The sequence below is a fragment of the Caulobacter sp. GSs2 genome (assembly GCF_058680895.1).
In genome coordinates this window covers 2,654,534-2,677,616 of sequence record NZ_CM178725.1, presented here as the reverse complement: position 1 = coordinate 2,677,616, position 23,083 = coordinate 2,654,534, and the positions used below count along the sequence as shown (strand labels likewise).

Annotated in this window: 21 protein-coding genes; 16 read left to right on the top strand and 5 right to left on the bottom strand. The window is 68.4% G+C overall.

The window, feature by feature from the left end:
- Positions 1-108 precede the first annotated feature (108 nt).
- From obgE to ACW17Z_RS12970, 9 genes are all read left to right on the top strand, one after another.
- The gene (gene obgE, locus ACW17Z_RS13010; protein ID WP_492056314.1) at positions 109-1,173 is read left to right on the top strand and encodes a GTPase ObgE; all 1,065 of its coding nucleotides are present in this window, start codon (positions 109-111) and stop codon (positions 1,171-1,173) included.
- Positions 1,170-2,306, top strand: a complete 1,137-nt coding sequence (gene proB / locus ACW17Z_RS13005; RefSeq protein ID WP_419318993.1) for a glutamate 5-kinase — start codon at positions 1,170-1,172, stop codon at positions 2,304-2,306. The genes obgE and proB overlap by 4 nt, the downstream gene beginning before the upstream one ends.
- Before the next feature lie 3 nt (positions 2,307-2,309).
- The gene (locus ACW17Z_RS13000; RefSeq protein ID WP_492056313.1) at positions 2,310-3,332 is read left to right on the top strand and encodes a cupin-like domain-containing protein; all 1,023 of its coding nucleotides are present in this window, start codon (positions 2,310-2,312) and stop codon (positions 3,330-3,332) included.
- Positions 3,333-3,378: 46 nt separating this feature from the next.
- Positions 3,379-4,911, top strand: a complete 1,533-nt coding sequence (locus ACW17Z_RS12995; protein ID WP_492056312.1) for a UbiD family decarboxylase — start codon at positions 3,379-3,381, stop codon at positions 4,909-4,911.
- Positions 4,912-4,934: 23 nt separating this feature from the next.
- A complete protein-coding gene (locus ACW17Z_RS12990) occupies positions 4,935-6,764 on the top strand; it encodes a M14 family metallopeptidase (protein ID WP_492056311.1) in 1,830 nt (609 codons plus the stop codon).
- Between the two features lie 84 nt (positions 6,765-6,848).
- A complete protein-coding gene (locus ACW17Z_RS12985) occupies positions 6,849-7,250 on the top strand; it encodes an MAPEG family protein (RefSeq protein ID WP_419318997.1) in 402 nt (133 codons plus the stop codon).
- 51 nt (positions 7,251-7,301) lie between these two features.
- Positions 7,302-8,633, top strand: a complete 1,332-nt coding sequence (locus ACW17Z_RS12980; protein WP_492056310.1) for a TldD/PmbA family protein — start codon at positions 7,302-7,304, stop codon at positions 8,631-8,633.
- Positions 8,630-9,409 carry a 3'(2'),5'-bisphosphate nucleotidase CysQ gene (locus tag ACW17Z_RS12975; protein WP_492056309.1) on the top strand — a complete coding sequence of 260 codons (780 nt, stop codon included), beginning with the start codon at positions 8,630-8,632 and terminating at the stop codon, positions 9,407-9,409. Before ACW17Z_RS12980 ends, ACW17Z_RS12975 begins: the two co-directional genes overlap by 4 nt.
- A 30-nt stretch (positions 9,410-9,439) precedes the next feature.
- Positions 9,440-9,664, top strand: a complete 225-nt coding sequence (locus tag ACW17Z_RS12970) for a DUF4170 domain-containing protein (RefSeq protein WP_419253988.1) — start codon at positions 9,440-9,442, stop codon at positions 9,662-9,664.
- 134 nt (positions 9,665-9,798) lie between these two features.
- Here the strand turns inward: ACW17Z_RS12970 and ACW17Z_RS12965 are convergent, their stop codons facing one another.
- A complete protein-coding gene (locus ACW17Z_RS12965) occupies positions 9,799-10,464 on the bottom strand; it encodes a fused DSP-PTPase phosphatase/NAD kinase-like protein (protein ID WP_492056308.1) in 666 nt (221 codons plus the stop codon).
- A 132-nt stretch (positions 10,465-10,596) separates the two neighbouring features.
- On the opposite strand from ACW17Z_RS12965, the gene ACW17Z_RS12960 reads away from it, so the two are divergent.
- The 5 genes from ACW17Z_RS12960 to lpxK all read left to right on the top strand — a co-directional run bounded on the left by ACW17Z_RS12960 (position 10,597) and on the right by lpxK (position 16,536).
- On the top strand, positions 10,597-12,375 hold the full coding sequence (locus tag ACW17Z_RS12960) for an ABC transporter ATP-binding protein (protein ID WP_492056307.1): 1,779 nt from the start codon (positions 10,597-10,599) through the stop codon (positions 12,373-12,375).
- Positions 12,372-13,097, top strand: coding sequence for a lysophospholipid acyltransferase family protein (locus ACW17Z_RS12955; protein WP_492056306.1), 726 nt, complete (start codon positions 12,372-12,374; stop codon positions 13,095-13,097). Before ACW17Z_RS12960 ends, ACW17Z_RS12955 begins: the two co-directional genes overlap by 4 nt.
- 180 nt (positions 13,098-13,277) lie before the next feature.
- Positions 13,278-14,279 carry a cation diffusion facilitator family transporter gene (locus ACW17Z_RS12950; RefSeq protein ID WP_492056305.1) on the top strand — a complete coding sequence of 334 codons (1,002 nt, stop codon included), beginning with the start codon at positions 13,278-13,280 and terminating at the stop codon, positions 14,277-14,279.
- On the top strand, positions 14,276-15,532 hold the full coding sequence (locus tag ACW17Z_RS12945) for a 3-deoxy-D-manno-octulosonic acid transferase (RefSeq protein WP_492056304.1): 1,257 nt from the start codon (positions 14,276-14,278) through the stop codon (positions 15,530-15,532). The genes ACW17Z_RS12950 and ACW17Z_RS12945 overlap by 4 nt, the downstream gene beginning before the upstream one ends.
- Positions 15,529-16,536: a tetraacyldisaccharide 4'-kinase gene (lpxK, locus tag ACW17Z_RS12940; protein WP_492056303.1), complete on the top strand. Its 1,008-nt coding sequence runs from the start codon at positions 15,529-15,531 to the stop codon at positions 16,534-16,536. Before ACW17Z_RS12945 ends, lpxK begins: the two co-directional genes overlap by 4 nt.
- Before the next feature lie 134 nt (positions 16,537-16,670).
- On the opposite strand, the gene ACW17Z_RS12935 is transcribed toward lpxK, so the two are convergent.
- The 4 genes from ACW17Z_RS12935 to ACW17Z_RS12920 all read right to left on the bottom strand — a co-directional run bounded on the left by ACW17Z_RS12935 (position 16,671) and on the right by ACW17Z_RS12920 (position 21,539).
- On the bottom strand, positions 16,671-17,960 hold the full coding sequence (locus ACW17Z_RS12935) for a metal-dependent hydrolase family protein (protein WP_419319006.1): 1,290 nt from the start codon (positions 17,958-17,960) through the stop codon (positions 16,671-16,673).
- Between the two features lie 4 nt (positions 17,961-17,964).
- Positions 17,965-19,041: a phosphotransferase family protein gene (locus ACW17Z_RS12930; RefSeq protein WP_492056302.1), complete on the bottom strand. Its 1,077-nt coding sequence runs from the start codon at positions 19,039-19,041 to the stop codon at positions 17,965-17,967.
- A gap of 181 nt (positions 19,042-19,222) precedes the next feature.
- On the bottom strand, positions 19,223-20,497 hold the full coding sequence (gene purD, locus ACW17Z_RS12925) for a phosphoribosylamine--glycine ligase (RefSeq protein ID WP_492056301.1): 1,275 nt from the start codon (positions 20,495-20,497) through the stop codon (positions 19,223-19,225).
- A 700-nt stretch (positions 20,498-21,197) separates the two neighbouring features.
- A complete protein-coding gene (locus ACW17Z_RS12920) occupies positions 21,198-21,539 on the bottom strand; it encodes an endonuclease domain-containing protein (RefSeq protein WP_492056300.1) in 342 nt (113 codons plus the stop codon).
- 133 nt (positions 21,540-21,672) lie between these two features.
- Here ACW17Z_RS12920 and ACW17Z_RS12915 point away from each other — a divergent pair, with 133 nt between their 5' ends.
- Both ACW17Z_RS12915 and ACW17Z_RS12910 read left to right on the top strand, forming a co-directional pair.
- Complete coding sequence (locus tag ACW17Z_RS12915; protein WP_492056299.1) at positions 21,673-22,446, top strand: Imm26 family immunity protein; 774 nt, start codon at positions 21,673-21,675, stop codon at positions 22,444-22,446.
- Between the two features lie 200 nt (positions 22,447-22,646).
- On the top strand, positions 22,647-23,081 hold the full coding sequence (locus ACW17Z_RS12910) for a hypothetical protein (RefSeq protein ID WP_492056298.1): 435 nt from the start codon (positions 22,647-22,649) through the stop codon (positions 23,079-23,081).
- Positions 23,082-23,083: the final 2 nt, after the last annotated feature.

Here is a 23,083-nt window from a genome sequence, read left to right as displayed (position 1 = left end):
TGTTTTAACATTTCGTCACAGGACCGAACAGTGTTCTGATCGTGCGGCCCGGAGCCTGCGACGCCATTTCGGCTCGACGCGGCAGGCGCCTTGCGACAAAAGACGCAGATGAAATTTCTGGACCAGTGCAAGATCTTTATCCGCTCCGGCAACGGCGGCGGCGGCGCGGTCTCGTTCCGACGCGAGAAGTACATTGAATACGGCGGCCCCGACGGTGGGGACGGCGGCCGGGGCGGTGACATCTGGATTGAGGCCGTGGACGGCCTCAACACCCTGATCGATTACCGCTACCAGCAGCACTTCAAGGCTGAGACCGGGATCCACGGCATGGGCCGCGGGCGCCATGGCGCGGCGGGTGGCGACATCACCCTGAAGGTCCCCGTCGGCACGCAGGTGCTGGAAGAGGACAAGGAAACCCTGATCGCCGACCTCGACACGGCCGGCATGATGGTGCGCCTGTGCCAGGGTGGCAACGGCGGATGGGGCAACCTGCATTTCAAGGGCCCGGTCAATCAGGCCCCGAAATACGCCAATCCCGGCCAGGAAGGCGAGGAACGCTGGGTCTGGCTACGCCTCAAGCTGATCGCCGACGTCGGTCTGGTGGGCCTGCCCAACGCCGGCAAGTCGACCTTCCTGGCTGCCGCCACGGCCGCCAAGCCCAAGATCGCCGACTATCCCTTTACCACCCTGACGCCGAACCTGGGCGTGGTCGACCTGTCGACCAGCGAACGGTTCGTGCTGGCCGACATTCCCGGCCTGATCGAGGGCGCGTCGGAAGGCGCCGGTCTGGGCACCCGCTTCCTGGGCCACGTCGAACGTTCGGCGGTGCTGATCCATCTGGTCGACGCCACCCAGGACGACGTCGCCGGCGCCTGGACCACCATCCGGGGTGAGCTTGAAGCCTATGGCGACGAGCTGGGCGACAAGTCCGAGATCCTGGCCCTGAACAAGGTTGACGCCCTCGACGAAGACACGATCGCCGAGAAACTAGCCGAGCTGGAGGCCGTGGCCGGCGTCACGCCGCGCCTCGTCTCCGGCGTCTCAGGCAAGGGCGTCAAGGAAATGCTCCGCGCCGCCTATCGCGAGGTCCGCGTCCGTCGCGGCGACGAGGTCGAGGAAATCGACGAGGAAGAAGATCACATCCCGGAGACCCCCGGGGGCTGGAAGCCGTGAGCCAGGCTGCCGCCGGGCCCCTGGCGTCGGCAAAGCGCATCGTCTTCAAGGTCGGCTCGGCCCTGCTGGTCGACGCCGACACCGGCGCGGCCAACCATGCCTGGTTGAAGGCCTTCTGCGACGACGCCGCGCGTCTGCGCGCCCGGGGTCAGCAGGTGGTGGTGGTCTCATCCGGCGCCGTGGCTCTGGGCCGCCGTCGCCTGGGCCTGACCGGTCGCAAGTCGCTCACCCTGCCTGAAAAGCAGGCCGCCGCGGCGGCCGGCCAGTCGCTGCTGATGCGGGCCTGGGAAGAAGCCTTCGAGCCGCACGAGATCGGCGTCGCCCAGATCCTGATGACCCGCGACGACACCGAGACCCGCCGCCGCTGGCTGAACGCCCGCGCCACGGTCGAGACCCTGCTGGGTCTGGGCGTCGTGCCGGTGGTCAACGAGAACGACACGGTCGTCACCGAGGAAATCCGCTACGGCGACAACGACCGCCTGGCCGCCCGCGTCGCCCAGCTGGCCGGAGCGGACCTGCTGGTGCTGCTGTCCGATATTGACGGGCTCTACACCGCCGATCCCCGCCGCGATCCCGGCGCGACCCATCTGGCGACGATTTCCGAGATCACGCCGCAGATCGAGGCCATGGCCGGGGGCGCCAACGCCGCCTCGGGTGTCGGCACCGGCGGCATGGCCACCAAGATCGCCGCCGCCCGCATCGCCCGCGCCGCCGGCTGCGCCACCCTGATCACCCTGGGCTCGCGCCCTCACCCGCTGAAGGCCATCGAGGAGGGCGGCAAGGCCACCCTGATCGAGGCCGGCGCCAGCCCCGCCGCCGCCTACAAGGCCTGGATCGCCGGCAGCCTCGCCCCGCAGGGCTGGGTGTCGGTCGACGCCGGCGCCGCCGCCGCCCTGGCCAAGGGCAAGAGCCTTCTGGCCGCAGGCGTCCGCGCCGTCGAAGGGCCCTTCGACAAGGGCGACGCCGTTCGGGTGCGCGACGAGACCGGCCGCGAGGTGGCCCGGGGCCTGATCCGCTATGACAGCGCCGACGCCCACCGCATCGCCGGCCTGCGCTCGGACGCCATCGAGGCCGAACTGGGCTTCACCGAAGGCCCGATGATCCATGCCGATGATCTGGCGGTCGCGGACTAGCCGATGACCCTGGGTCCCGCTCCGTTCCGAACGGCCGAATGGCGTGGCGTCAACCGCGAGATCTTCCGCGACCAGATCGTGCCGGCCGGCCAGCCCGCCGTTCTGAAAGGTCTGATCGCCGACTGGCCCGCCGTGGCGGCAGGTCAGGTCTCCGAACAGGCCATGGCCGAATACCTACTGGGTCTGGACGCCGGCGGGCCGGTCACAATTCTGCACGGCGGACCCGAGATCGGTGGGCGGTTCTTCTATACCGACAGTCTGGACGGCTTGAACTTCCGTCGCCGTACCGTGCCCCTGCGCGAGGCCCTGGGGGCCCTGCTGTCGTTCCGCGACGCCGCCGAGCCCCCGGCCCTGGCCGTGCAGTCCACCCCGACCGCCAGCGCCCTGCCCGGCTTCACCGCCGCCAATCCCCAGCCGCTGCTCGAGGAAACGGTCGGTCCCCGGATCTGGATCGGCAATGCGATCACCACCGCGACCCATTTCGACATGAACTACAATATCGCCTGCGCGGTGGCGGGCCGGCGGCGCTTCACCCTGTTCCCGCCCGACCAGTTGAAGAACCTCTATCTGGGACCGCTGGAGTTCACCCCGGCCGGCCCGCCGGTCAGCATGGTGGACATCGCCGCCCCCGATCTTGGCCGCTATCCGCGCTTCGCCGAGGCCTGGACCACCGCCCAGGTCGCCGAGCTGGAGCCCGGGGATGCGATCTACATCCCCTATTTCTGGTTCCACAATGTCGAGTCGCTCGACCCCTTCACGGTGCTGATCAACTACTGGTGGGCCGAGCCCCGCGCGGTTCTGGGCCGCCCCCTGGAGGCCCTGCTGCACGCCATGGCCTCGATCCGCGAGATGTCCGCCAGCGAGCGGGCGATCTGGCGCGACGTCTTTGATCACTTCGTCTTCAAGACCGACGGCGACCCGGTCGCCCACCTGCCGCCGGACCGGCGCGGCTCCTTGGGCGAGATGACGCCCGAGCATCTGACCCGCATCCGCGGAATCCTGCTGCAGGCCCTGGGCAAGGCGTAGCCAAGGCCGAAAAAACCACTAGGTTCCGGCCTCCAAGGAGCACCTCATGGCCTATCGGTCCCTGCGCGAATTCATCGACGTCCTCGAGGCCAAGGGCGAACTGGTTCGGGTCACCGAGCCGGTCTCCACCGTGCTGGAGATGACCGAGATCCAGACCCGCCTGCTGGCCACGGGCGGCCCGGCGGTGCTGTTCGAACATGTGCTGATGCCCGACGGCACGCGCTCGCCGATGCCGGCCCTGGCCAACCTGTTTGGCACCGTCAAGCGGGTGGCCATGGGCGTCACCCTGGGCGGCGAGCCGCGCACCACCGCCGGCGAACTGCGCGAAGTGGGCGAGCTTCTGGCCTTCCTGCGCCAGCCTCAGCCCCCCAAGGGCCTGAAAGACGTCATCGACATGCTGCCCCTGGCCAAGACCGTCATGGCCATGCGGCCGGGCACGGTGAAAAAGGCTCCGGTGCAGGAGATCGTCCTGACCGGCGACCAGATCGACCTGTCGAAACTGCCCGTCCAGACCTGCTGGCCCGGCGAGCCCGCGCCGCTGATCACCTGGCCGCTGATCGTCACCAAGGGCCCCGGCAAGGATCGCGAGGACGACTTCAACCTGGGCATCTATCGCATGCAGGTGATCGGCAAGGACCGCTGCATCATGCGCTGGCTGGCCCATCGCGGCGGGGCCCAGCACTACGCCCGCCACAAGCAGGCGGGCAAGCGCGAGCCCCTGCCCGCCTGCGCCGTGCTGGGCGCCGACCCCGGCACCATCCTGGCCGCCGTCACGCCGGTGCCCGACACCCTGAGCGAATACCAGTTCGCCGGCCTGCTGCGCGGCGCCAAGGTCGACCTCGTGGCCGCCAAGACCGTGCCGCTGATGGTGCCCGCTCACGCCGAGATCGTGCTCGAAGGCCATGTCCTGCTCGACGAATATGCCGACGAGGGCCCCTATGGCGACCACACCGGCTATTACAACAGCGTCGAGAAGTTCCCGATCTTCCAGGTGACGGCGATCACCATGCGCAAGGACCCGATCTACCTGACCACCTTCACCGGCCGGCCGCCGGACGAGCCCTCGGTGCTGGGCGAGGCGCTCAACGAGGTGTTCATCCCGCTGCTGCGCCAGCAGTTCCCCGAGATCGTCGACTTCTGGCTGCCGCCCGAGGGCTGCAGCTATCGCATCGCCGTGGTCTCGATGAAGAAGGCCTATCCCGGCCACGCCAAGCGGGTGATGCTGGGCGTCTGGAGCTATCTGCGCCAGTTCATGTACACCAAGTGGGTGATCGTCGTGGACCACGACATCAATGCCCGCGACTGGAAGGACGTCATGTGGGCGATCAGCACCAAGATGGACCCTGCGCGGGACATCACGGTGATCGAGCACACGCCGATCGACTATCTCGACTTCGCCAGCCCCGAGAGCGGCCTGGGGTCGAAGATCGGCCTGGACGCCACCGACAAGCTGCCGCCTGAAACCCATCGCGAATGGGGCCAGGAGATCCGCATGGATCAGGCCGTGGTCGACAGGGTCAGCGACATGTGGGGCCGGCTGGGCCTGCCGGGTGACGGCAAGCCCATCTGGAAGACCTGATCTGACGACATGGGGCGTTGAGAATGCGGAACCTAACCCTGGCGGCCCTCGCCGCAGCACTGATGACGAGCACCAGCATGGCCCAGACCCCACCCGCCAAAGCCCCCTGGGACGAAGCCTTCCTGCCGCCCGCGCCGCAGTGGCAGGGCGCCAGCCAGGCGCTGCTGCGCGACACGTCCGATCCGTGGGTGACGGCGTTCGAGGCCGATCCCGAACATGACTTCAGCCCCAACTATGTCGACACCCGCAAATGGTTCGACCGGCTGGACAAGGCCTCAAGCCTGATCCGCATCGAAGAGTTCGGCGTCTCGCCGGAAGGCCGGCCGATCTATGCGGTGATCGCGTCAAAGGATGGCGCGAAGCTCGATCCGAAAAAGCCGCTGCTGCTGGCTCAGGCCGGCATCCATCCGGGCGAGATCGACGGCAAGGACGCGGGCATGATGCTGCTGCGCGACATCGCGTTCAACGGCAAGGAGGGCCTGCTAGACAAGGTCAACCTGATCCTGATCCCAATCCTCAGCGTCGACGGCCACGAGCGTTCCGGCGCCTACAGCCGCCCCAACCAGCGCGGACCGCGCATACAGGGCTGGCGCAACACGGCGACCAACCAGAACCTCAATCGCGACTTCATGAAGCTGGATCAGCCGGAGATGCAGGCGCTCAAGACCCTGCAGGCCCGCTACTGGCCCGACCTCTATGTCGACATCCACGTCACCGACGGCATGGATTACCAGTACGACGTCACCTACGGCTACAATGGCGAAGACGGCGTCTGGTCACGATCGCCGGCGATCGCCAAATGGCTGGACGCGACGTTCAAGCCGGCGATCAACGACGGCCTGGAAGCCCAGGGCCATATTCCCGGCGAGCTGGTGTTCGGCATCGACGAGCACGGCCCCAAGGCCGGCCTGTCGGACGGCGGTCTGGGCGAGCGGTATTCGAACGGCTGGGGCTCGGCGGCCCATATCCCGACCATCCTGATCGAGAACCACAGCCTCAAGCCCCACGCCCAGCGCGTGCTGGGAACCTACGTGTTCCTGGAAACGGCGATGAAGCTGCTGGCGCAGAAGGGCGACAGCCTGCGCGCCGCCATCCATCAGGACCGCGCCCTGCGCCCGGCCGAAATCCCGGTCAACTTTGTCGCCGAGGACAAGCCCAGCGCCACGCGCGCCTTCAAGGGCATCCTGTACGAGACCTATGAGAGCCCGGCTTCCGGCCGCACCGAGATCCACTGGCTGGGCCAGCCCGATCCGCAGGTCTGGTCCCTGCCCTTCTACGGCTCACGCCCGACCCTGACCCTGAAGCGGCCGGTCGCCTATTGGGTGCCCAGCTATCGCAAGGACCTGATCGAACGGCTGAAACTGCACGGGCTGATGGTGGAGCCCTTGAGCGCGTCCAGGACCCTGTCGGTCGAAATGTTGCGTCTGACCGACCCCAAGCTGGCGACCCGCGCCAATGAAGGTCACGTCCAGATCAGCGTCACAAAAGCCACGCCGGAAACCCGCGACTGGACCTTCCCGGCCGGTTCGGTGCGCGTGCCGACCGACCAGCCGCTGGGCGATCTGGCCGTGCTGCTGCTGGAGCCGCAGTCCAGCGAGAGCTTTTTCGCCTGGGGCATGGTCCCCGAAGTGCTCAGCCGCGTCGAGTACATCGAGGGCTATGCCATCGCCCCGCTCGCCGAAAAGATGCTGGCGGCCGACCCCGCGCTGAAGGCCGAGTTCGAGGCCAAGCTGGTCGCCGAGCCGAAATTCGCCGCCGATCCGCAAGCGCGCCTTGGCTGGTTCTATCGCCGCACGCCCTTCTATGACGACCGCCACCTGCTCTATCCGATCGCGCGCGAACTCGCCCATTAGAGCAGATCGCTTGCATGCCGGCGCGCGAGAGGGCTTTTATGCCGCCTCGCGCGCCCGGCGTGGCTGATATTGTAAGGTTCTCTGATGGATACGATCACTTCGGGTCACGCCGCCGCCCTCTGGGTGGGGCTGCATGTCTTCCTTATGCTGACCCTTTCGCTGCTGGTCGTGCGCCTGCGCCAGAAGCACAAGGTGGCCCTGGGCGACGAGGGCATTCCGGAACTGGCCCGCGCCATCCGCGCCTTTGGCAATGCCAGCGAATACGTCCCCACCGCCCTGATGGCGATCGTCGTGCTGGCCGTGGTCGAGGCCCCGCCCCTGGCGATCCACGTGGCGGGCTTCGTGCTGTTTTCCGGCCGTCTGGTTCACGCCGTGGGCCTGTCCAACAGCGGCGGCGCCTCGATCCCCCGGGCCATTGGCATGGTGGCGACCTGGCTGGCCTATATCTTCGTCGGCGTGGCCCTGCTGTTCTACGCCATCGCCTGATGCGGCGAGAGCCGCCTTGCCCGGGGGCGCCGCCCTCGTCCATAAGACCCCATGGACGATAATCTGCTTAGCGACATGGTCTCGGCCGCGCTCAAGGCCGGCGCCGATACGGCCGAGGCTGTCTTTGCCCAACGGCAATCCCTTTCCGTCAGCGTTCGCCTTGGCGAGCTGGAAGAAGTCGAGCGCGAGGAGGCCCGGGACCTGGGTCTGCGCGTCTTCGTCGGCAATCGCAGCGCCACGGTTTCCGGTTCGGACATCTCCAGCGACGCCCGCGCCAAGCTGATCGAACGCGCCGTGGCCATGGCCCGCCTGGCTCCCGAAGACCCCTATGCCAGCCTGGCCCCGCGTGAGCGCCTGGCCAAGGGGCCGTTCCCCGACCTCGACCTGATCGACGCCTATGAGCCTGCCGCCGAGGCGCTGGAGGCCCAGGCCCGCCTGGCCGAGGACGCCGCGCGCTCGGTCGAGGGCGTGACCAATTCAGACGGCGGCTCCGCCAGCTGGAGCTCGGCCTCCTGGCGGCTGGTCACCAGCGACGGCTTCTCCGGCAGCCACGCCGCCACCGGCCACTCGCTGTCCTGCTCGGCCATCGCCGGCGAGGGCGCGGGCATGGAGCGGGGCGGCGAAGGCCGTTCAGCCCGTCACTTCGCTGACCTGCCCGGCGCGGGCGATATTGGCCACGAGGCCGGCCGCTCTGCCGTAGCCCGCCTCAACGCCAGGAAGATCGCCTCGACCACCGCCCCGGTGATCTTCGAGAATCGCCTGGCCATGTCGCTGATCGGCCCGTTGCTGGGCGCCATCTCGGGTCCGTCCATCGCCCGCGGCTCCTCGTTCCTGAAGGACAAGCTGAACCAGCAGGTCTTCGCCCGGGGCGTCAGCCTGGTCGAGGATCCGCACCGGGTGCGCGGCCTGGGCTCCTCGCCCTTTGACGACGAGGGCGTGCCCACCGTGCGCCGCGCCCTGATCGACGACGGCATGCTGACCACCTGGCTGCTCAATACCAGCAGCGCCAGGCAGCTGGGCCTGGAAACCACCGGCCACGCCTCGCGCGGCCTGGCGGGTCCTTCGGGCGTCTCGACCAGCAACCTGACCCTGTCGACCGGCACGCGCGATCAGGCAGGCCTGATGGCCGACGCCGGAACCGGCCTGCTGGTCACCTCGATGTTTGGCCCATCCCTGAACGGCAATACCGGCGACTGGTCGGTGGGCTGTTCGGGCCTGTGGTTCGAGAACGGCGAGATCACCGGTCCCGTCACCGAGATCACCGTGGCCGGCAACCTGATCGACATCTATGCCCGTCTGATCCCCGGCTCGGACCTGGAGATGCGCGGCGCCAACAACGCGCCGTCCATCCTGGTCGATGGGCTGGCGATCGCCGGCAAATGACCGATCTGGACCTGATCCTCGACGCCGCACGGGAAGCGGGCGAACTGGCCCTCAAGGCCCGGGCCGGTGGTCTGAAGATCTGGTCCAAGGAGGGCGGCTCGCCGGTCACCGACGCCGACCTCGCGGTCGATACCCTGCTGAAGGATCGGCTGCGCGCCGCCCGGCCTGACTATGGCTGGCTGTCGGAGGAAACGATCGACGACCCGGCTCGCCTGACCACGACGCGCCAGTTTGTGGTCGATCCGATCGACGGCACCGCCGCCTTCATGAAGGACAAGCCGTGGTTCGCCGTCTCGATCGCCGTGGTCGAGAACGGCAAGCCGGTCGCGGGCGTGGTCCATGCCCCCGCCCTGAGCGAGACCTATGCCGCCTTGGCCGGCGGCGGGGCCACCTTGAACGGCGCGCCGATCACCCCCAGCCTGACGGCCAGCCTCGACGGCGCGGCCATGCTGGGCGACGCCAAGATGTTCGCCTATCCGGGCTGGCGCACGCCCTGGCCGCCGATGCGCATCGAGGCCCGCAATTCGATCGCCTATCGCATCTGCCTGGTGGCCGCCGGAGCCTTCGACGCCGCTATCGCCCTGTCGCCCAAGAGCGAGTGGGATGTAGCCGCCGCCGACCTGATCCGGGCCGAGACCGGCGCGTGGCTGACGGACCATAAAGGTCAGGGCTTCAGCTATAATCGCCCTATTCCGCTGGTTCCGAGCCTGGTTTGCGCCAATGCGACGCTTGCGCCATTGATCCTTAACCGTGTCGGGCATATCGACCTTCCCTAACGACAATTCCTCGCAGGAACGTGCCCCCTCATGCCCGACAAGCAGCTTCTCCATCTCGTCATCGGCGGTGAACTGAAGGATGTCTCCGACATCGAGTTCCGCGATCTCTCCCAGGTCGAGTTTGTCGGGGCCTATGCCACCTATAGCGACGCCCACAAGGCCTGGAAGGCCAAGGCCCAGGCCACGGTCGACAATGCCCACGCGCGCTACTTCATCATCCACGCCCACAAGCTGATGGATCCGAGCCTGGGTTGATGGTCGCGGGGCGGGTTGATACTCGCCCCCACCTGACCGCTGCGCGGTCGTCCGCCCCCGTAGGGGGCAGATGAGGTCGTCTTCCCCCTACGGGGGAGGAGCGCCGAAGGCGCGGAGGGGGCAAGTCGCCAGCCCTACTCCCGACGCAGCAGCTTGTCGGTCAGCAGCTTGCCCAGCATCCCGGCCCGGAAGGTCTTTTTCATCGCCACGGGATCGTAGTCGTCGCTCTCGACCCAGTCGGTGAAGCTCAAGCCCTTGGGCTCGCCGCGCTCCAGATACTGTTCGAACACATAGTCGAGCACCCCGGTGTTGCCGGCCCTGATGTGCAGGTAGCGCGGCGACAGCTCCTTCATCGCCTCGCGGATCGGCAGGCCAAGGCGATAGTGGGCATAGAGCACACTCATGATCCCGGCCCGGTCAGCGCCCGACTTGCAGTGGATCAGGGCCGGATATTCGAGCGTTTCGAACAAGAGTTTGGCCCCGCGCACCCGCTCGCGGATCGGGACCTCTCGCGAGGTGATGGTGAAATCGACCAGGTTCAGGCCCAGCCGCTGGCAGGCGTCCTTTTCGAGGGCGTAGAAGCTGCCGTCGAACCCGCCGCGCAGATTGACGATGGTCTTGATGCCCCGCTTCTTCCACCAGGCCAGCTGGAACGGCCAGGGCTGGTTGGCGCGCACTAGCTCGGGGCTGACCCAGTGGGCGTTGGAGAAGCCGACCCGCAGATAGGCGTGGTCGTTCCACAAATAGTGGAGATAGGTGCGCAGCCGCCCCCAGCGGGTGGAAAGGTCGAATCCGGCCAAGTGGCGATCCCCTCAAAGTCCGCGCCTAGGTAGGATGGACCGCCGCCAATTGCAAAACGTAGGCGGATTTTCCACGCCTGGTGATGCGCCCGCGTCCTTGACAGTCCGCCCGTGACATCCGACCCCTCGCCCATGACTGACGCCGCCCCGCCGCAAGCGACCAACCGCGCCCTCGCGATGCGGATCTGGCGCGACTATCTGCAGCCGCGCTGGAAGGGCCTGAGCGTCTCGCTGGTCAGCGCCGCTATCGTGGCCGGGCTCAGCGCCCAGCTGACGCGGATGATCCAGCCGGCCGTCGATCAGCTGATCACCAACCCGCGCCCCGGCGCGATCCTGACCATTCCCGCCACCATCGCCGTGATCGCCATCCTGCGCGGCCTGTTCCAGGTGCTGCAGGCGACCTTCATCAACCGGATCGGCAATGGCGTGGTCGGCGATGTTCAGGTGCAGCTGTTCGGCAAGCTGGTGCGCTCGGACCTGGCCCGGCTGCGCGCCGCCCATTCGGGCTCCTATGTCTCTTCGGTGCTGTACGACGCCAGCCTGATCCGCGAGGCGGCCACCAGCGGCGTCGTCAACTATACCCGCGAGTTCCTGACCGTGGTCGGGGCCCTGGCGGTGATGTTCAGCCTGGACCCGCTCCTGGCCGCCGGGGTGCTGGTCATCGCCCCGGTCGCCAGCCTGATCATGCGGCAATTTTCGAGGAAGACGACCAAGGCCGCCAAGGGCGCCATGGGCGAGACCTCCAACCTGTCGACCGCGATCATGGAGAGCCTGGACGGGGTCAAGATCGTCAAGATGGAGAACCGGGAAGCCTATGAGGAGGCCCGGGTCGCCGCCGTGGTCGACCGCCGCCAGCATCATCTGATCAAGGGTTCCAACGCCCGGGCCATGGCCGCCCCGGCCACCGAGACCTTCACCACCCTGATCACCGCCGGCGTCTTCGTCTATGCCGGCTGGCGCGCCACGACCGGCGACATCACCGCCGGCGCCTTCTTCGCCTTTCTCAGCGCCCTGCTGATGGCCGCCCAGTCCCTGCGCCAGGTCGCCAATCTGCAGACGGTGTTCAGCGAGGGCCTGACCGCCGCCCGCCGGCTGTTCGAGGCGCTGGACGTGGCCCCGACCATCATCGATCCCGCCGACGCCCGCCCCCTGCCGCACGGCGACAGCGCCATCGCCCTGGAGGGGGTGAGCTTCTCCTATGGCGGCGACATCCCGGCCCTGACGGAGGTCTCGCTGCAGGCCCGGCGCGGCGAGACGGTCGCCCTTGTCGGTCCGTCCGGCGGCGGCAAGAGCTCGATCCTCAACCTGATCCCGCGCTTCTATGACGTCACCGCCGGCGCGGTGACCATCGACGGCCTGGACGTGCGCTCGGTGACCCTGGCCTCCCTGCGCGACCGCATCGCCCTGGTCACCCAGGAGCCGTTCCTGTTCGATGACACCATCCGCGCCAACATCGCCTATGCCCGGCCCGAGGCCACGGAAGAGCAGATCATCGCCGCCGCCCAGCAGGCCGCCGCCCACGACTTCATCAGCGCCCTGCCGGACGGCTATGACACCGGGGTCGGCGAGGCCGGCGCGCGGCTGTCAGGCGGCCAGCGCCAGCGCATCGCCATCGCCCGCGCCTTCCTGAAGGACGCCCCGATCCTGCTGCTGGATGAGGCGACCAGCGCGCTCGACACCGAAAGCGAGGCCCAGGTCCAGATCGCCCTCGAGCGGCTGATGGCCGGCCGCGCCACCATCCTGATCGCCCACCGCCTGTCGACCGTGAAGGGCGCCGACCGCATCTATGTGATCGACAAGGGGCAGGTGATCGAGACCGGAACCCACGCCGAACTGGTGCGCGCCAAGGGCCTCTATGCCCGCCTCGCCAAGGCCCAGGACCTGGACCATGCGCCGGAGGACGCCGCGTGAGGCCACTGCGCTCGCCGTGGGTGATGAGCCTGCTGGTCAATCTGATGTCGGGCTATCTGGCCCTGACCTATCGCACCCTGCGCTGGACGCGGGAGGGTCAGCAGATCGCGACCAACGTCCAGGCCAGGGCTCTGGCGCAGCGCTCCGGTGTGATCCTGGCCCTGTGGCACTCGCGCGTTCCCGTCGGTCCGGCGACCTGGCCGCAAGGGGCCGACAAGCCGGAGATCCGGGTTCTGGTCAGTCAGTCGCGCGACGGCGAGTTCATCGCCCGGGTGATCGCCCGCCTGGGTCTGCCGTCCATTCGCGGCTCGTCCCTGAAGAAGACCGACACCGCCAAGAACAAGGGCGGCGAGCAGGCCTTCCGCGACATGGTCAAGTGGGTGAAGGACGGCGGGGCCATGGCGATCACGCCCGACGGCCCCCGCGGCCCGGTCGAGGTGCTGCAGAAGGGGGCCGTGGCCCTGGCCCGGGTCAGCGGCGCGCCGGTGCTGTTCGTCGGCGTGGCCATGAAGCCCTGCCTGCGTCTGGGCACCTGGGACCGCACGATCATCCCCCTGCCCTTCGCCCGGGCCGCCATGGTCTGGGACGGTCCGGCCACCGCCGGCCGGGACGACGATCCTGACGCCCTGGCCGAGGCCTGGGGCGAGCGCCTGTCGGCCGTGTCGCGCCGGGCGGAAACGTTGGTAGGGGAGATGGACGGGGCTCCCCCTCCTTCCTCTTAAATCCGCTCTCCCCGGCGAAGGCCGGGGCCCAGATCGAGCACGCAAACCTCAGCGACCGTGGTTCGGACCGAAGGCGCATCAGCCCCAAACTTCCCGGATGAATCTGGGTCCCGGCCTTCGCCGGGAAGATCGGATGATGGGAAACATTGATCCGACCCGCCCATGGTGGGATGTAGGGCCATGCCGCACGACCATTCGGGCCACTCGCACGATCACCATGATCACGCTCATGGACATGACCACGCTCACGACCACGGGCATGGCCATTCGCACGGCCATGGGCACGGCCATCACCATCACGTCCCCAAGGACTTCGGCCGCGCCTTCGCCATCGGCACCGCGCTGAACCTGGGCTTTGTGCTGGTCGAGTTCGCGGCGGGTCTGCTGACCCAGTCCCTGGCCCTGCTGGCCGACGCCGGCCACAATCTGTCGGACGTTCTGGGCCTGATCCTGGCCTGGGGGGCGGCGACGCTGGCCAAGCGCGCGCCGAGTGGTCGCCACACCTATGGCCTGCGCAAGGGCACGGTGCTGGCCTCGCTGGCCAATGCCGCCCTGCTGCTGGCCGCCACCGGCGCCATCGCCTGGGAAGCCATCCGTCGTTTCGCCGCCCCGACTCCGGTCGAGAGCGGGCCGGTGATGATCGTCGCGGCCATCGGCATCGTTATCAACACCGCCACCGCCCTGATGTTCATGCGCGGCTCCAAGGATGACCTGAACGCCCGCGGCGCCTTCCTGCACATGGCCTCCGACGCCGCTGTGTCGGCCGGGGTTGTGCTGGCCGCCATGCTGATGATGCTGACCGGCTGGCTATGGATCGACTCGGTGACCAGCCTGCTGATCGTCGCCGTGATCGTCCTGGGCACCTGGGGCCTGCTGCGCGACTCGCTGGACATGGCCCTGGACGCCGCTCCGCGCGGCATCGACCCCGCCAAGGTCCGCGACTGGCTGGCCTCCCGGCCGGGCGTTGTCGAGGTGCACGACCTGCACATCTGGGCGATGAGCACGACCGAGACGGCCATGACCGCCCACGTGGTCCGCCCCGTCGGCGAGGATCACGACGACTTCCTGCACGAGGTTTGCGCGGCGCTGAACAGCCAGTTCAAGATCGGCCACGCCACGGTGCAGATCGAGCACAGCGCCGGCCCCCATGCCTGCCGCCTGGCGCCAGCGGACGTGGTGTGAGCCTTCCGCTTTCGCTCGCCCTCTACCGCGTCGCCACGACGGCGCTGGAGCCCTTCGCGCCCCTGTTGCTGAAGCGTCGGGCCGCCAAGGGCAAGGAGGATCCGGCCCGCCTGAACGAGCGCCTGGCCCGGCCAGCCCTGCCGCGCCCGCAAGGTCGACTGGTCTGGCTGCACGGGGCCAGCGTCGGCGAGAGCCTGTCGATCCTGCCGCTGGTGGAACGCCTGCGGGCCGAGCGGCCCGACGCGGCCCTGCTGGTGACGTCTGGCACCGTGACCTCGGCGCAACTTCTGGCCCAGCGGCTGCCCAAGGGTGTGATCCACCAGTTCGTGCCGGTCGATACGCCTGGCGGGGCCGAGCGTTTCATCGGCCACTGGCGGCCCGACCTGGCCGTCTTCGTCGAGAGCGAGCTGTGGCCCAACCTGCTGCTGGCCGCCAAGGCGGCGGGGACGCGGCTGGCCCTGGTCTCGGCCAAGCTGTCGGACAAGAGCTTCGACGGCTGGCGGATGCGGCCGTTCGCGGCCCACCGGCTGTTTTCCGGCTTCGACCTGATCCTGGCCCAGGACGGCCGGGCCGCCGGCCGCTTCGCCAGCCTGGGCGGAACCGTGACCGGCGAGGCCGACCTGAAGTTCGGCGCCGCGCCCCTGCCCGCCGACGACGCCGAGCTGGCCCGCCTGAAGGCCGCACTCGAAGGTCAGTCCCTGGTGCTGGCCGCCAGCACCCATCCGGGCGAGGACGAGATCGTGCTGGACGCCTTCGCCGCCCTGCCAGGCCAGCCGCGCCTGGTCATCGCGCCCCGCCATGTCGAGCGCGGTCCGGCCATCGTCGAGATGGCGAGGGCGCGCGGCCTGGCCGCCAACCTGCGCAGCGCCGATCCCCATGCGGCGCCGGCTCAGGTCATGGTCGCCGACACCCTGGGCGAACTGGGCCTGTGGTTCCGGCTGGCCGATCTGGCCCTGGTCGCCGGCAGCCTGGTTCCCGGCATCGGCGGCCACAATCCGCTGGAGCCGGCGCGGCTGTCCTGTCCGATCCTTTCGGGTCCGCATGTCGAGAACTGGCTGACGGCCTATGCCGAGCTGTCCGCCATCGACGGCATGGCCCTGGCCGACGAGAGCGTGCTCGCCGAACGCCTGGCTGCCGCCCTGGCCGATCCCGCCGCCGGCAAGCTCCGGGCCCAGCGCGCGGCGACCTTTGTCGAGACCCGCGACGCCGAGGCCCGCGCCGGCCTGGCCCGCATCATCGAGCTTGTCCCATGAAGCTGTCGACGCCCCGCTGGTGGTACGTGAAGTCGGGCGGTCCCTCGCCGGTCACCCGCGCCCTGCTGACCCCGCTGTCGTGGGTCTGGGCCGCCGCGACCGCCCGGCGGATCGCCAAGGGTCCGGGCAGCGAAATCGGCGCCCGGGTGATCTGCGTCGGCAATGTCACGGTCGGCGGAGCCGGCAAGACGCCGATCGTTCGCGAACTGCTGCTGACCCTGAGCCAGCGCGGCCTCCAGGCCCACGGCCTGGCCCGGGGTCATGGCGGCAAGGACAAGGGTCCGACCCGGGTCGACAGTGCGCGCCACACCGCCCTGGATGTCGGTGACGAGCCGCTGATGCTGGCCCAGGACTTTCCGATGTGGATCGCCCGCGACCGGGTGGCCGGTGCCCGCGCCGCTTCGGCGGCCGGGGCCCAGGCGATCGTCATGGACGACGGCCACCAGAATCCGGATGTCCGCAAGGCGTTGTCCTTGATCGTGGTCGACGGCGAGACGCGCAATGACGAGTGGCCGTTCGGTGACGGCAAGGTGTTCCCGGCCGGGCCGATGCGCGAGCCGCTGAAGGTCGGACTGGCCCGGGCCGACGCCGTGGTCCTGCTGATGCCCGCCGACCTGCCGGCCGCCGATCCGGCCCTGCTGGCCCTGTTTGGCCAAACGCCGGTGCTGATTGCCCGGCTGGAGCCGGTTGGCCGTCCGCCGCAGGGTCCCCAACTGGGGTTTGCCGGTATCGGCAAGCCGTGGAAGGTCGAGCGCGCCCTTCTGGCCGCCGGCTGCAAGCTGGTCGACTTCGCGCCGTTCCCCGATCATGGGGTTTATGACGAGGGCACGTTGAAGATGCTGGCCGACCGCGCGGCCCTGTTCGACGCCGGTCTGGTCACCACCGAAAAGGACTGGGTGCGACTGTCGCCGGCCTGGCGCGCCAAGGTCACGCCATGGCCGGTGCGGGCCAGGTTCGAGGACGAGGCGGCGTTGGCGGCGGTGCTGACGAAGGCGGGTTTGTAGAAGGCCGAAAATCCTCCCCCTGAAGGGGGAGGCGGCCGTCAGGCCGGTGGGGGAAGACCCCGCCGAGTCAGCAGCACTTCCCCCTCCGATCGCTTCGCGATCTCCTCCCCCTTCCGGGGGAGGACTTGGTCAGCCTACTTCACCAAAGCCCCGCCCTTGATCACCGAGGTCACGCTCTGCAGCACGGTCACGTCCGTGAGCGGGTCGCCCTTGACCGCGATCAGGTCGGCGGCCTTGCCAGGAGCCAGCGAGCCGATCTCGGCCGAGAGGTCGAAGTGGGCGGCGGCGTTGACGGTGGCGGTCTGGATGGCTTCCAGCGGGGTCAGGCCCGCCTTGACCAGCAGGGCGAACTCGCCGGCATTGTCGCCGTGGGCCGAGACCCCGGTGTCGGTGCCGAAGGCGATCTTGACGCCGCCCTCGTGGGCCCGGCGGGCCATGGCCAGCATCTTGGGACCGGCGTCCAGCGCCTTGGCGGTCTGGGCGGGGGTCAGGAAGTTCTTGGGACCCGAGGCCACCCGATAGACGAAATCGCCGGCCATCAGGGTCGGCACCAGATAGCCGCCATTCTTCTTGAACAGGGCGATGCTCTCGTTGTCGAGATAGGTGCCGTGCTCGATGCTGTCGCCGCCGGCCTTCAGGAAGGCGTTGATGCCGTCGACGCCGTGGGCGTGGGCGGTGACCTTGCGGCCCATGCGGTGAGCGGCGTCGACGATGGCCTCCAGCTCGGCGCCTGAAAACTGCTGGGCCAGGCCGGCGGCGGTATTGGAGAGCACCCCGCCGGTGGCGGTGATCTTGATGATGTCGGCCCCGCGCCAGACCTGCTCGCGCACGGCCCGGCGGCAATCGTCGGCGCCCGAGCAGACCGAGCCCGGCCGCAGGGCGTGCATGACCTCTTCGCTGAAGCCGTTGACGTCGCCGTGGCCGCCATGGATCGACACAGCCGAGCCCGAGGCCAGGATGCGCGGCCCGATCACGTCGCCGCGCTTGACCGCCGCCCGCAGCGCGAAGATCGCCGCGTTGTCAGCGCCCAGATCGGCCACGGTGGTGAAGCCGGCCATCAGGGTCTTGCGGGCATAGCCGGCCCCGACCATGGCCTGGTCGGCCGACGACTGGGTGACTTCTTCCAGCCGCGCATTGGGGTTCTGCTCGCCGGTCAGGTGGACGTGGCTGTCGATCAGGCCCGGCAGGACGAAGCTGTCCTTGAGGTCCACCACGCGACCGCCCGGCTCGGAGACATAGCCGTCGACGATGCGGACGACCTTGCCGCCGTCAAGCACCAGGGTCTTGGCGGTTTCGACCTTGCCGGTGGCCGGATCGGCCAGCAGCTTGCCGGCCTGGACGAACAGGGTTTCGGCGCAGGCGGCGCCAGACAGCGCCCCGGTCACAGCCAGGGCGCAGACGCCCGCGAACAGTTTACGCATCAAGGTCTCAGGCCCCCGCCTTCTGCGCAAAGGTCCAGGCCCCTCTGGCCAGCACCGGCACGCGCGCTTCCATTGTCTGCGCATGGGCGCTGGCGGCGGTGCCGTCGCGAACACGGCCGACGATGCCCTGGCAGATCCCGGCCAGTCTGAAGAGGTTGTAGCTGAAGTACCAGTCCAGATTGGGCAGGCCGTCGCGGCCGGTGGCCTTGCAGTAGCGGGCCACGGCCTGCTCGATGGTCGGCACGCCATAGGCTTCCAGGTCGTCGATATCCGACAGGCCGCCGCGCTGGTCGGACGGCATCACCCAGTTCATCAGGAAATAGCTGAAATCGGCCAGCGGATTGCCCAGGGTCGACAGCTCCCAGTCCAGCACCGCCACCACCTTGGGCTCGGTGGCGTGCAGGATCATGTTGTCGAGGCGATAGTCGCCATGGACGATCGAGGTGCGATCATCCTCGGGCGCCGAGCCCGGCAGCCAGGCCATCAGCCTGTTCATGTCCTCCAGATCGGTGGTCTCCGAAGCCTTGTACTGCTTGGTCCAGCGGTCGATCTGACGGGTGAAGTAGTTGCCCGGCTTGCCATAGTCGGCCAGGCCCACGGCGGCGTAGTCCACCATGTGCAGGGCGGCCAGGGTGTCGATCTCGGCCTCGTAGATCGCCCGGCGCTCGGCCGGCTGATAGTCGGGCAGAGTGCCGTCCCACAGGATGCGGCCTTCGACATTGTCCATCACGTAGAAGATCGTGCCGATCACGTCCTCGTCCATGCACAGGGCATAGGCCTTGGCGACGGGGAAGTGGGCCTTGTTCAGGCCCGAGATCACCTTGAATTCGCGGTCCACCGCGTGGGCGCTGGGCAACAGCTTGCCCGGCGGCTTGCGGCGCAGGACGTATTTCTTCGTCGGGGTGACCAGCTGATAGGTCGGGTTGGACTGGCCGCCCTTGAACTGGCGCACCTCCAGCGGGCCCGTGAAGCCCTCGACATGGGCCGCCAGCCAGGCCGCCAGCTTGCCCTCGTCGATCGCATGGCGCGGATCGACCGGCTTGGTGCCCGAATTCAGATCCTGGGCGGACTCGGCTTCAGCCATGCGATTTCTCCCCAACGCTTGTTTGAACGGGAGTTTAGAGGGTGGGGCGCGGGGTGCAAGCATCGATCCTCCCCCTGAAGGGGGAGGCGGCCGTCAGGCCGGTGGGGGAAGACCCCGCCGAGCCAGCAGCACTTCCCCCTCCGTCGCCTGCGGCGACACCTCCCCCGCTAGGGGGAGGACTTCAGAGCGCCCGCCAGCCGATATCGCGGCGATAGAACCCGCCCGGCAGGCTGATGGTCTCGAGCGCCGCATAGGCCGCCTCGCGCGCCTCAAGCAGGGTCGCGCCCAGGGCGCAGACGTTCAGCACCCGACCGCCAGCCGCCACCAGCCGTCCTTCGAACTCGCGGGACGTGCCGGCGTGGAAGACCACGACCCCGGCGCCGAAATCAGCGTCGGCGCCCTGGATCCGGCCGCCGGTCACCGGCGCGTCGGGATAGCCTTCAGCCGCCAGCACCACGCAGATCGCCGCTTCGTCGCGCCACACTGGCTTGGCCGCGCCGGCCAGCTCGCCCTTGGCGGCGGCCAGCAACAGCGGCACCAGATCGCTCTGCAGGCGCAGCATCAGGGTCTGGCATTCGGGATCGCCGAAGCGGGCATTGTATTCGACCAGTTTCGGCCCGGTCGGCGTCAGCATCAGGCCGGCATACAGCACGCCCACATAGGGATTGCCCTCGGCGGCCATGCCCTTGACCGTGGGCAAAACCAGCTCGTTCCAAGCCTGGCGGACCAGGGCGTCGGTCAGGACGGGCGGCGGCGAATAGGTGCCCATGCCGCCGGTGTTGGGACCTTCGTCGCCGTCATAGGCCCGCTTGTGGTCCTGGGCGGCGCCGAACAGCATCGCCGTCTTGCCGTCGCAGATCGCAAACAGCGAGGCTTCCTCGCCGTGCATGAATTCCTCGATCACCACCCGCGCCCCGGCCGTGCCAAAGCGGCCGCCCAGCATGTCGAGCACGGCCGCGTCGGCCTGGGCCCGGTCAGCGGCGATCACCACGCCCTTGCCGGCCGCCAGGCCGTCGGCCTTGATCACGAAGGGGGCCTGCAGCGTATCGAGGAAGGCGCTGGCCGAGGCGGCGTCGGTGAACACGCCATAGGCCGCCGTGGGCAGGTCGTGGCGGGCGCAGAAGTCCTTGGTGAAGGCCTTGGAGGTCTCCAGCCGCGCGGCCCGCTGGCTGCCGCCGAAACAGGGAATGCCGACTTCGGCCAGACGGTCAGCCAGGCCAACCTCCAGCGCCGATTCCGGGCCCACGACCACGAGGTCGGCGGCGATCTCCTGGGCCAGGGCGACCAGCCCCTCGACGTCCAGCACCTTGACCGCGCGCAGCTGCGCGACCGCCGCCATGCCCGGATTGCCGGGCGCGGCCACCAGCCGTCCGCACAGCGGCGATTGCGCGATCTTCCAGGCCAGGGCGTGCTCGCGCCCGCCGGACCCGACGAGGAGGATGTTCAGCTTTTCCATGAGGCCGGGGTGTGGAACCAGAGGGCGGCGGGGTCAAGGCGCCCCGCGCACGGGTTCGCATCCTCGCCGGTTTTCACCGGCAAGTGGGGCCCCAAGAAACAAGGGGAGGCGGCGGAGCGTCCGGGCCAGGCCCGGATGAGTGTGTAGTGGAGTACCGTTTCGGCCGTGGCCGGAGCGCTCCGCGCGGTCGTTATCCGATGAGCCCTCGGGGCGCGGGGTTTTAACCCGCTCCCGATGAGAGGCCCCAGGCGGGCGGAAGGGAAGCGACCCCTCCGGACCGCGCGGGCGATTTCAGCCCGCGCCTGCAGCGCCCGTGCAGGCGTCGCCAAAGGGCGTTCCCGGTGGTCTGGATCCGGCTTCATCGCGTTCGGGCCCCGCAAGGACCGATCCGCTCCGCCAGACCCCACCGGGCCTTCGACGACGACTGACGGGCGCGACCCGCACAACCGCCCCCGCCACCCGTCAGGTCGCCAGCTGGACGGCCTCCCCAGTGGCGGGACGAGATGTAGTATGCGGGCGTTTTGCGGGGGGCTGCGTCGATTTTGGATCGTGACGCTGGGTGCGGCGGTTAGGGCGTTGAATTTGCTAGGGTCGGGGCGGGGTTATCCCCGTGCCCGCACGGGGATAGAGGCCAGGCGCGGAACCCCTCTCTCATAGAGAGAGGGAGGGGCCCGCCGCAAAGCGGTGGGAGGGTGAGAGGTTACACCCTGTCCGAACGAAGCACCGCCAGGATGTCGTCCGACACGCCGCCGGGGTCGGTCATCACCCGCGCGTTGGGGAACCGCACCACCACATAGCCAAACAGCTCCAGCGTCCGGGTCCGGCGCTCGTCATAATCCTCGCGCCCTTCATGGGCCGCGCCGTCCAGCTCCACGATCACCTTGGCCGCCTCGCAGACGAAGTCCGCGAAGTATCGATCAATCGCGACCTGCCGCAGAAACCTGAACCCGCCCAGCCGGCGATTGCGGACGAGGGTCCAGAGCGTCTTCTCGGCCAGGGTCTGGTTCTGACGAAGGCGACGGGCGTTGGCGATCTTGTCCATGGGCAGAGCATGGCCTTGGGCGCCCTGCGCGCTCAACGACAGGACTCGAGATTTCTCCGGCCGGCGGTGAAACCTCTCACCCTCCCACCGCTGCGCGGCGGGCCCCTCCCTCTCTCTATGAGAGAGGGGTTCCGTGCGCGCCTGGTTGATCGGCGAAGCCGCCTCCGCGCCGGAGGGAGCCATCCTTACATCTCACGGCGAGACGATCGCCGGTCTGTCCAGGTTGCTCAAGGACGACGCTGCGCGTCGCCGCGGCGCGGCTGGCCGCAGGCCAGTCCTTGACCAACCTGGACAGACCGGCACGCTGCAGCCTCCAAGAGATGTAAGGCTTGGCGCGACGCGGGGGCGTCGGCTGCGCAAGTTTCCCCAGATCCGCTCCGTGTCCGTTGGTGGTGGCGACATGAACAGCATTGTGAAGCGCAAGCGAGTTAGGCTTCGGCGCGGCGACCTTTTTGAGTTCGCCACGACCGACGGACGCTTGGCGTATGGAGTCGTATTGGCGCCGGGTGGCGTTCTGAACGCCATTTTTCTGAAAACGCTGCACACCTCCCGGCCGACAATTGACGAGCTTGCCAGGGATGAGGTCGCCTTGATCGGCACGACTATGGACGGCCTATTCTACCATGGAGATTGGGCCGTAATTGATCGCGATTTCCCGATCCCTCAGCACCTTCCCTTTCCAAACTGGAAGGTGGCAATCAACGGCGAGCTTCACGCCACTGACTTCGACGGCAAATCGGTCGGGCCAATCCGGCCTGATGAGATCAAGCTTCTCGACTATAAATTCAGTAGCGCTCCGATGGTGTTCCAGGACGCATTGGAGGCCCTCAACGGTATCGGAGAGTGGCGAGAGGAGTACGAGCGTCTCACTCCGATGTACGCCAGACGCCGCATGACCAGACCCTAGCACGAACCCCTCTCCCCTTGCGGGAGAGGGTGGCCCGCAAGGGCCGGGTGAGGGGTCGCGCGGGACTTTCCGGATAGGGTTTTCAACCCCTCATCCTCCCATCGCCTGTGGCGGCGGGCCGGAGGGGGTGTTCAGGGAATTGAGCTACCCCGCCTTGCAACTCAGAGCTTTGCCACCACCTCCCGCCTAGGGAGTTGGTCATGATCATCCTGACTGTAGTTTTCGCGATGGCGTTCGCCCTTGTCCTCTTCTGCAGGGGGACATGGCTTGGCGATGGGCTTCACAAGGCCTTGGTGGAGAAACCTGCCGAAGGTCTGAACCGGGGTCCGATGGCCCTGGCGGCCTATGTGGTCGCGGTGTTCATGCTCGCGGGTTTCGCCGCCGTAGCGCCCGAACTCATCCCGTTAGTGGCAGCGGTCGATTTCGCGCTTGCCATCGAACTTGCTGCCCTTGTGTTCTTAGCCCGGGCCAGCGGCTGGTCGCGGGTTGCAGGACGGTTTGTGGTGAACCGACCAAGGCAGCTCGCAAGGCGGCTGGTTCGCCGCTGTTCTCGAACGCGCCGGCAGCGGCCCAGGCGCCAGCGCCCGGGCTCTACTCAGAACGACCCCGAGGTCTGGCGACGGCTCGCCGCCTAACC

Excerpts from the sequence above, each read along its gene's own strand:
- obgE (WP_492056314.1), top strand. The coding sequence starts at position 109 with ATGAAATTTCTGGACCAGTGCAAGATCTTTATCCGCTCCGGCAACGGC.
- ACW17Z_RS13000 (WP_492056313.1), top strand. The coding sequence starts at position 2,310 with ATGACCCTGGGTCCCGCTCCGTTCCGAACGGCCGAATGGCGTGGCGTC.
- ACW17Z_RS12995 (WP_492056312.1), top strand. The coding sequence starts at position 3,379 with ATGGCCTATCGGTCCCTGCGCGAATTCATCGACGTCCTCGAGGCCAAG.
- ACW17Z_RS12990 (WP_492056311.1), top strand. The coding sequence starts at position 4,935 with ATGCGGAACCTAACCCTGGCGGCCCTCGCCGCAGCACTGATGACGAGC.
- ACW17Z_RS12985 (WP_419318997.1), top strand. The coding sequence starts at position 6,849 with ATGGATACGATCACTTCGGGTCACGCCGCCGCCCTCTGGGTGGGGCTG.
- ACW17Z_RS12980 (WP_492056310.1), top strand. The coding sequence starts at position 7,302 with ATGGACGATAATCTGCTTAGCGACATGGTCTCGGCCGCGCTCAAGGCC.
- ACW17Z_RS12975 (WP_492056309.1), top strand. The coding sequence starts at position 8,630 with ATGACCGATCTGGACCTGATCCTCGACGCCGCACGGGAAGCGGGCGAA.
- ACW17Z_RS12970 (WP_419253988.1), top strand. The coding sequence starts at position 9,440 with ATGCCCGACAAGCAGCTTCTCCATCTCGTCATCGGCGGTGAACTGAAG.
- ACW17Z_RS12960 (WP_492056307.1), top strand. The coding sequence starts at position 10,597 with ATGACTGACGCCGCCCCGCCGCAAGCGACCAACCGCGCCCTCGCGATG.
- ACW17Z_RS12950 (WP_492056305.1), top strand. The coding sequence starts at position 13,278 with ATGCCGCACGACCATTCGGGCCACTCGCACGATCACCATGATCACGCT.
- lpxK (WP_492056303.1), top strand. The coding sequence starts at position 15,529 with ATGAAGCTGTCGACGCCCCGCTGGTGGTACGTGAAGTCGGGCGGTCCC.
- ACW17Z_RS12930 (WP_492056302.1), bottom strand. The coding sequence starts at position 19,041 with ATGGCTGAAGCCGAGTCCGCCCAGGATCTGAATTCGGGCACCAAGCCG.
- purD (WP_492056301.1), bottom strand. The coding sequence starts at position 20,497 with ATGGAAAAGCTGAACATCCTCCTCGTCGGGTCCGGCGGGCGCGAGCAC.
- ACW17Z_RS12920 (WP_492056300.1), bottom strand. The coding sequence starts at position 21,539 with ATGGACAAGATCGCCAACGCCCGTCGCCTTCGTCAGAACCAGACCCTG.
- ACW17Z_RS12910 (WP_492056298.1), top strand. The coding sequence starts at position 22,647 with ATGATCATCCTGACTGTAGTTTTCGCGATGGCGTTCGCCCTTGTCCTC.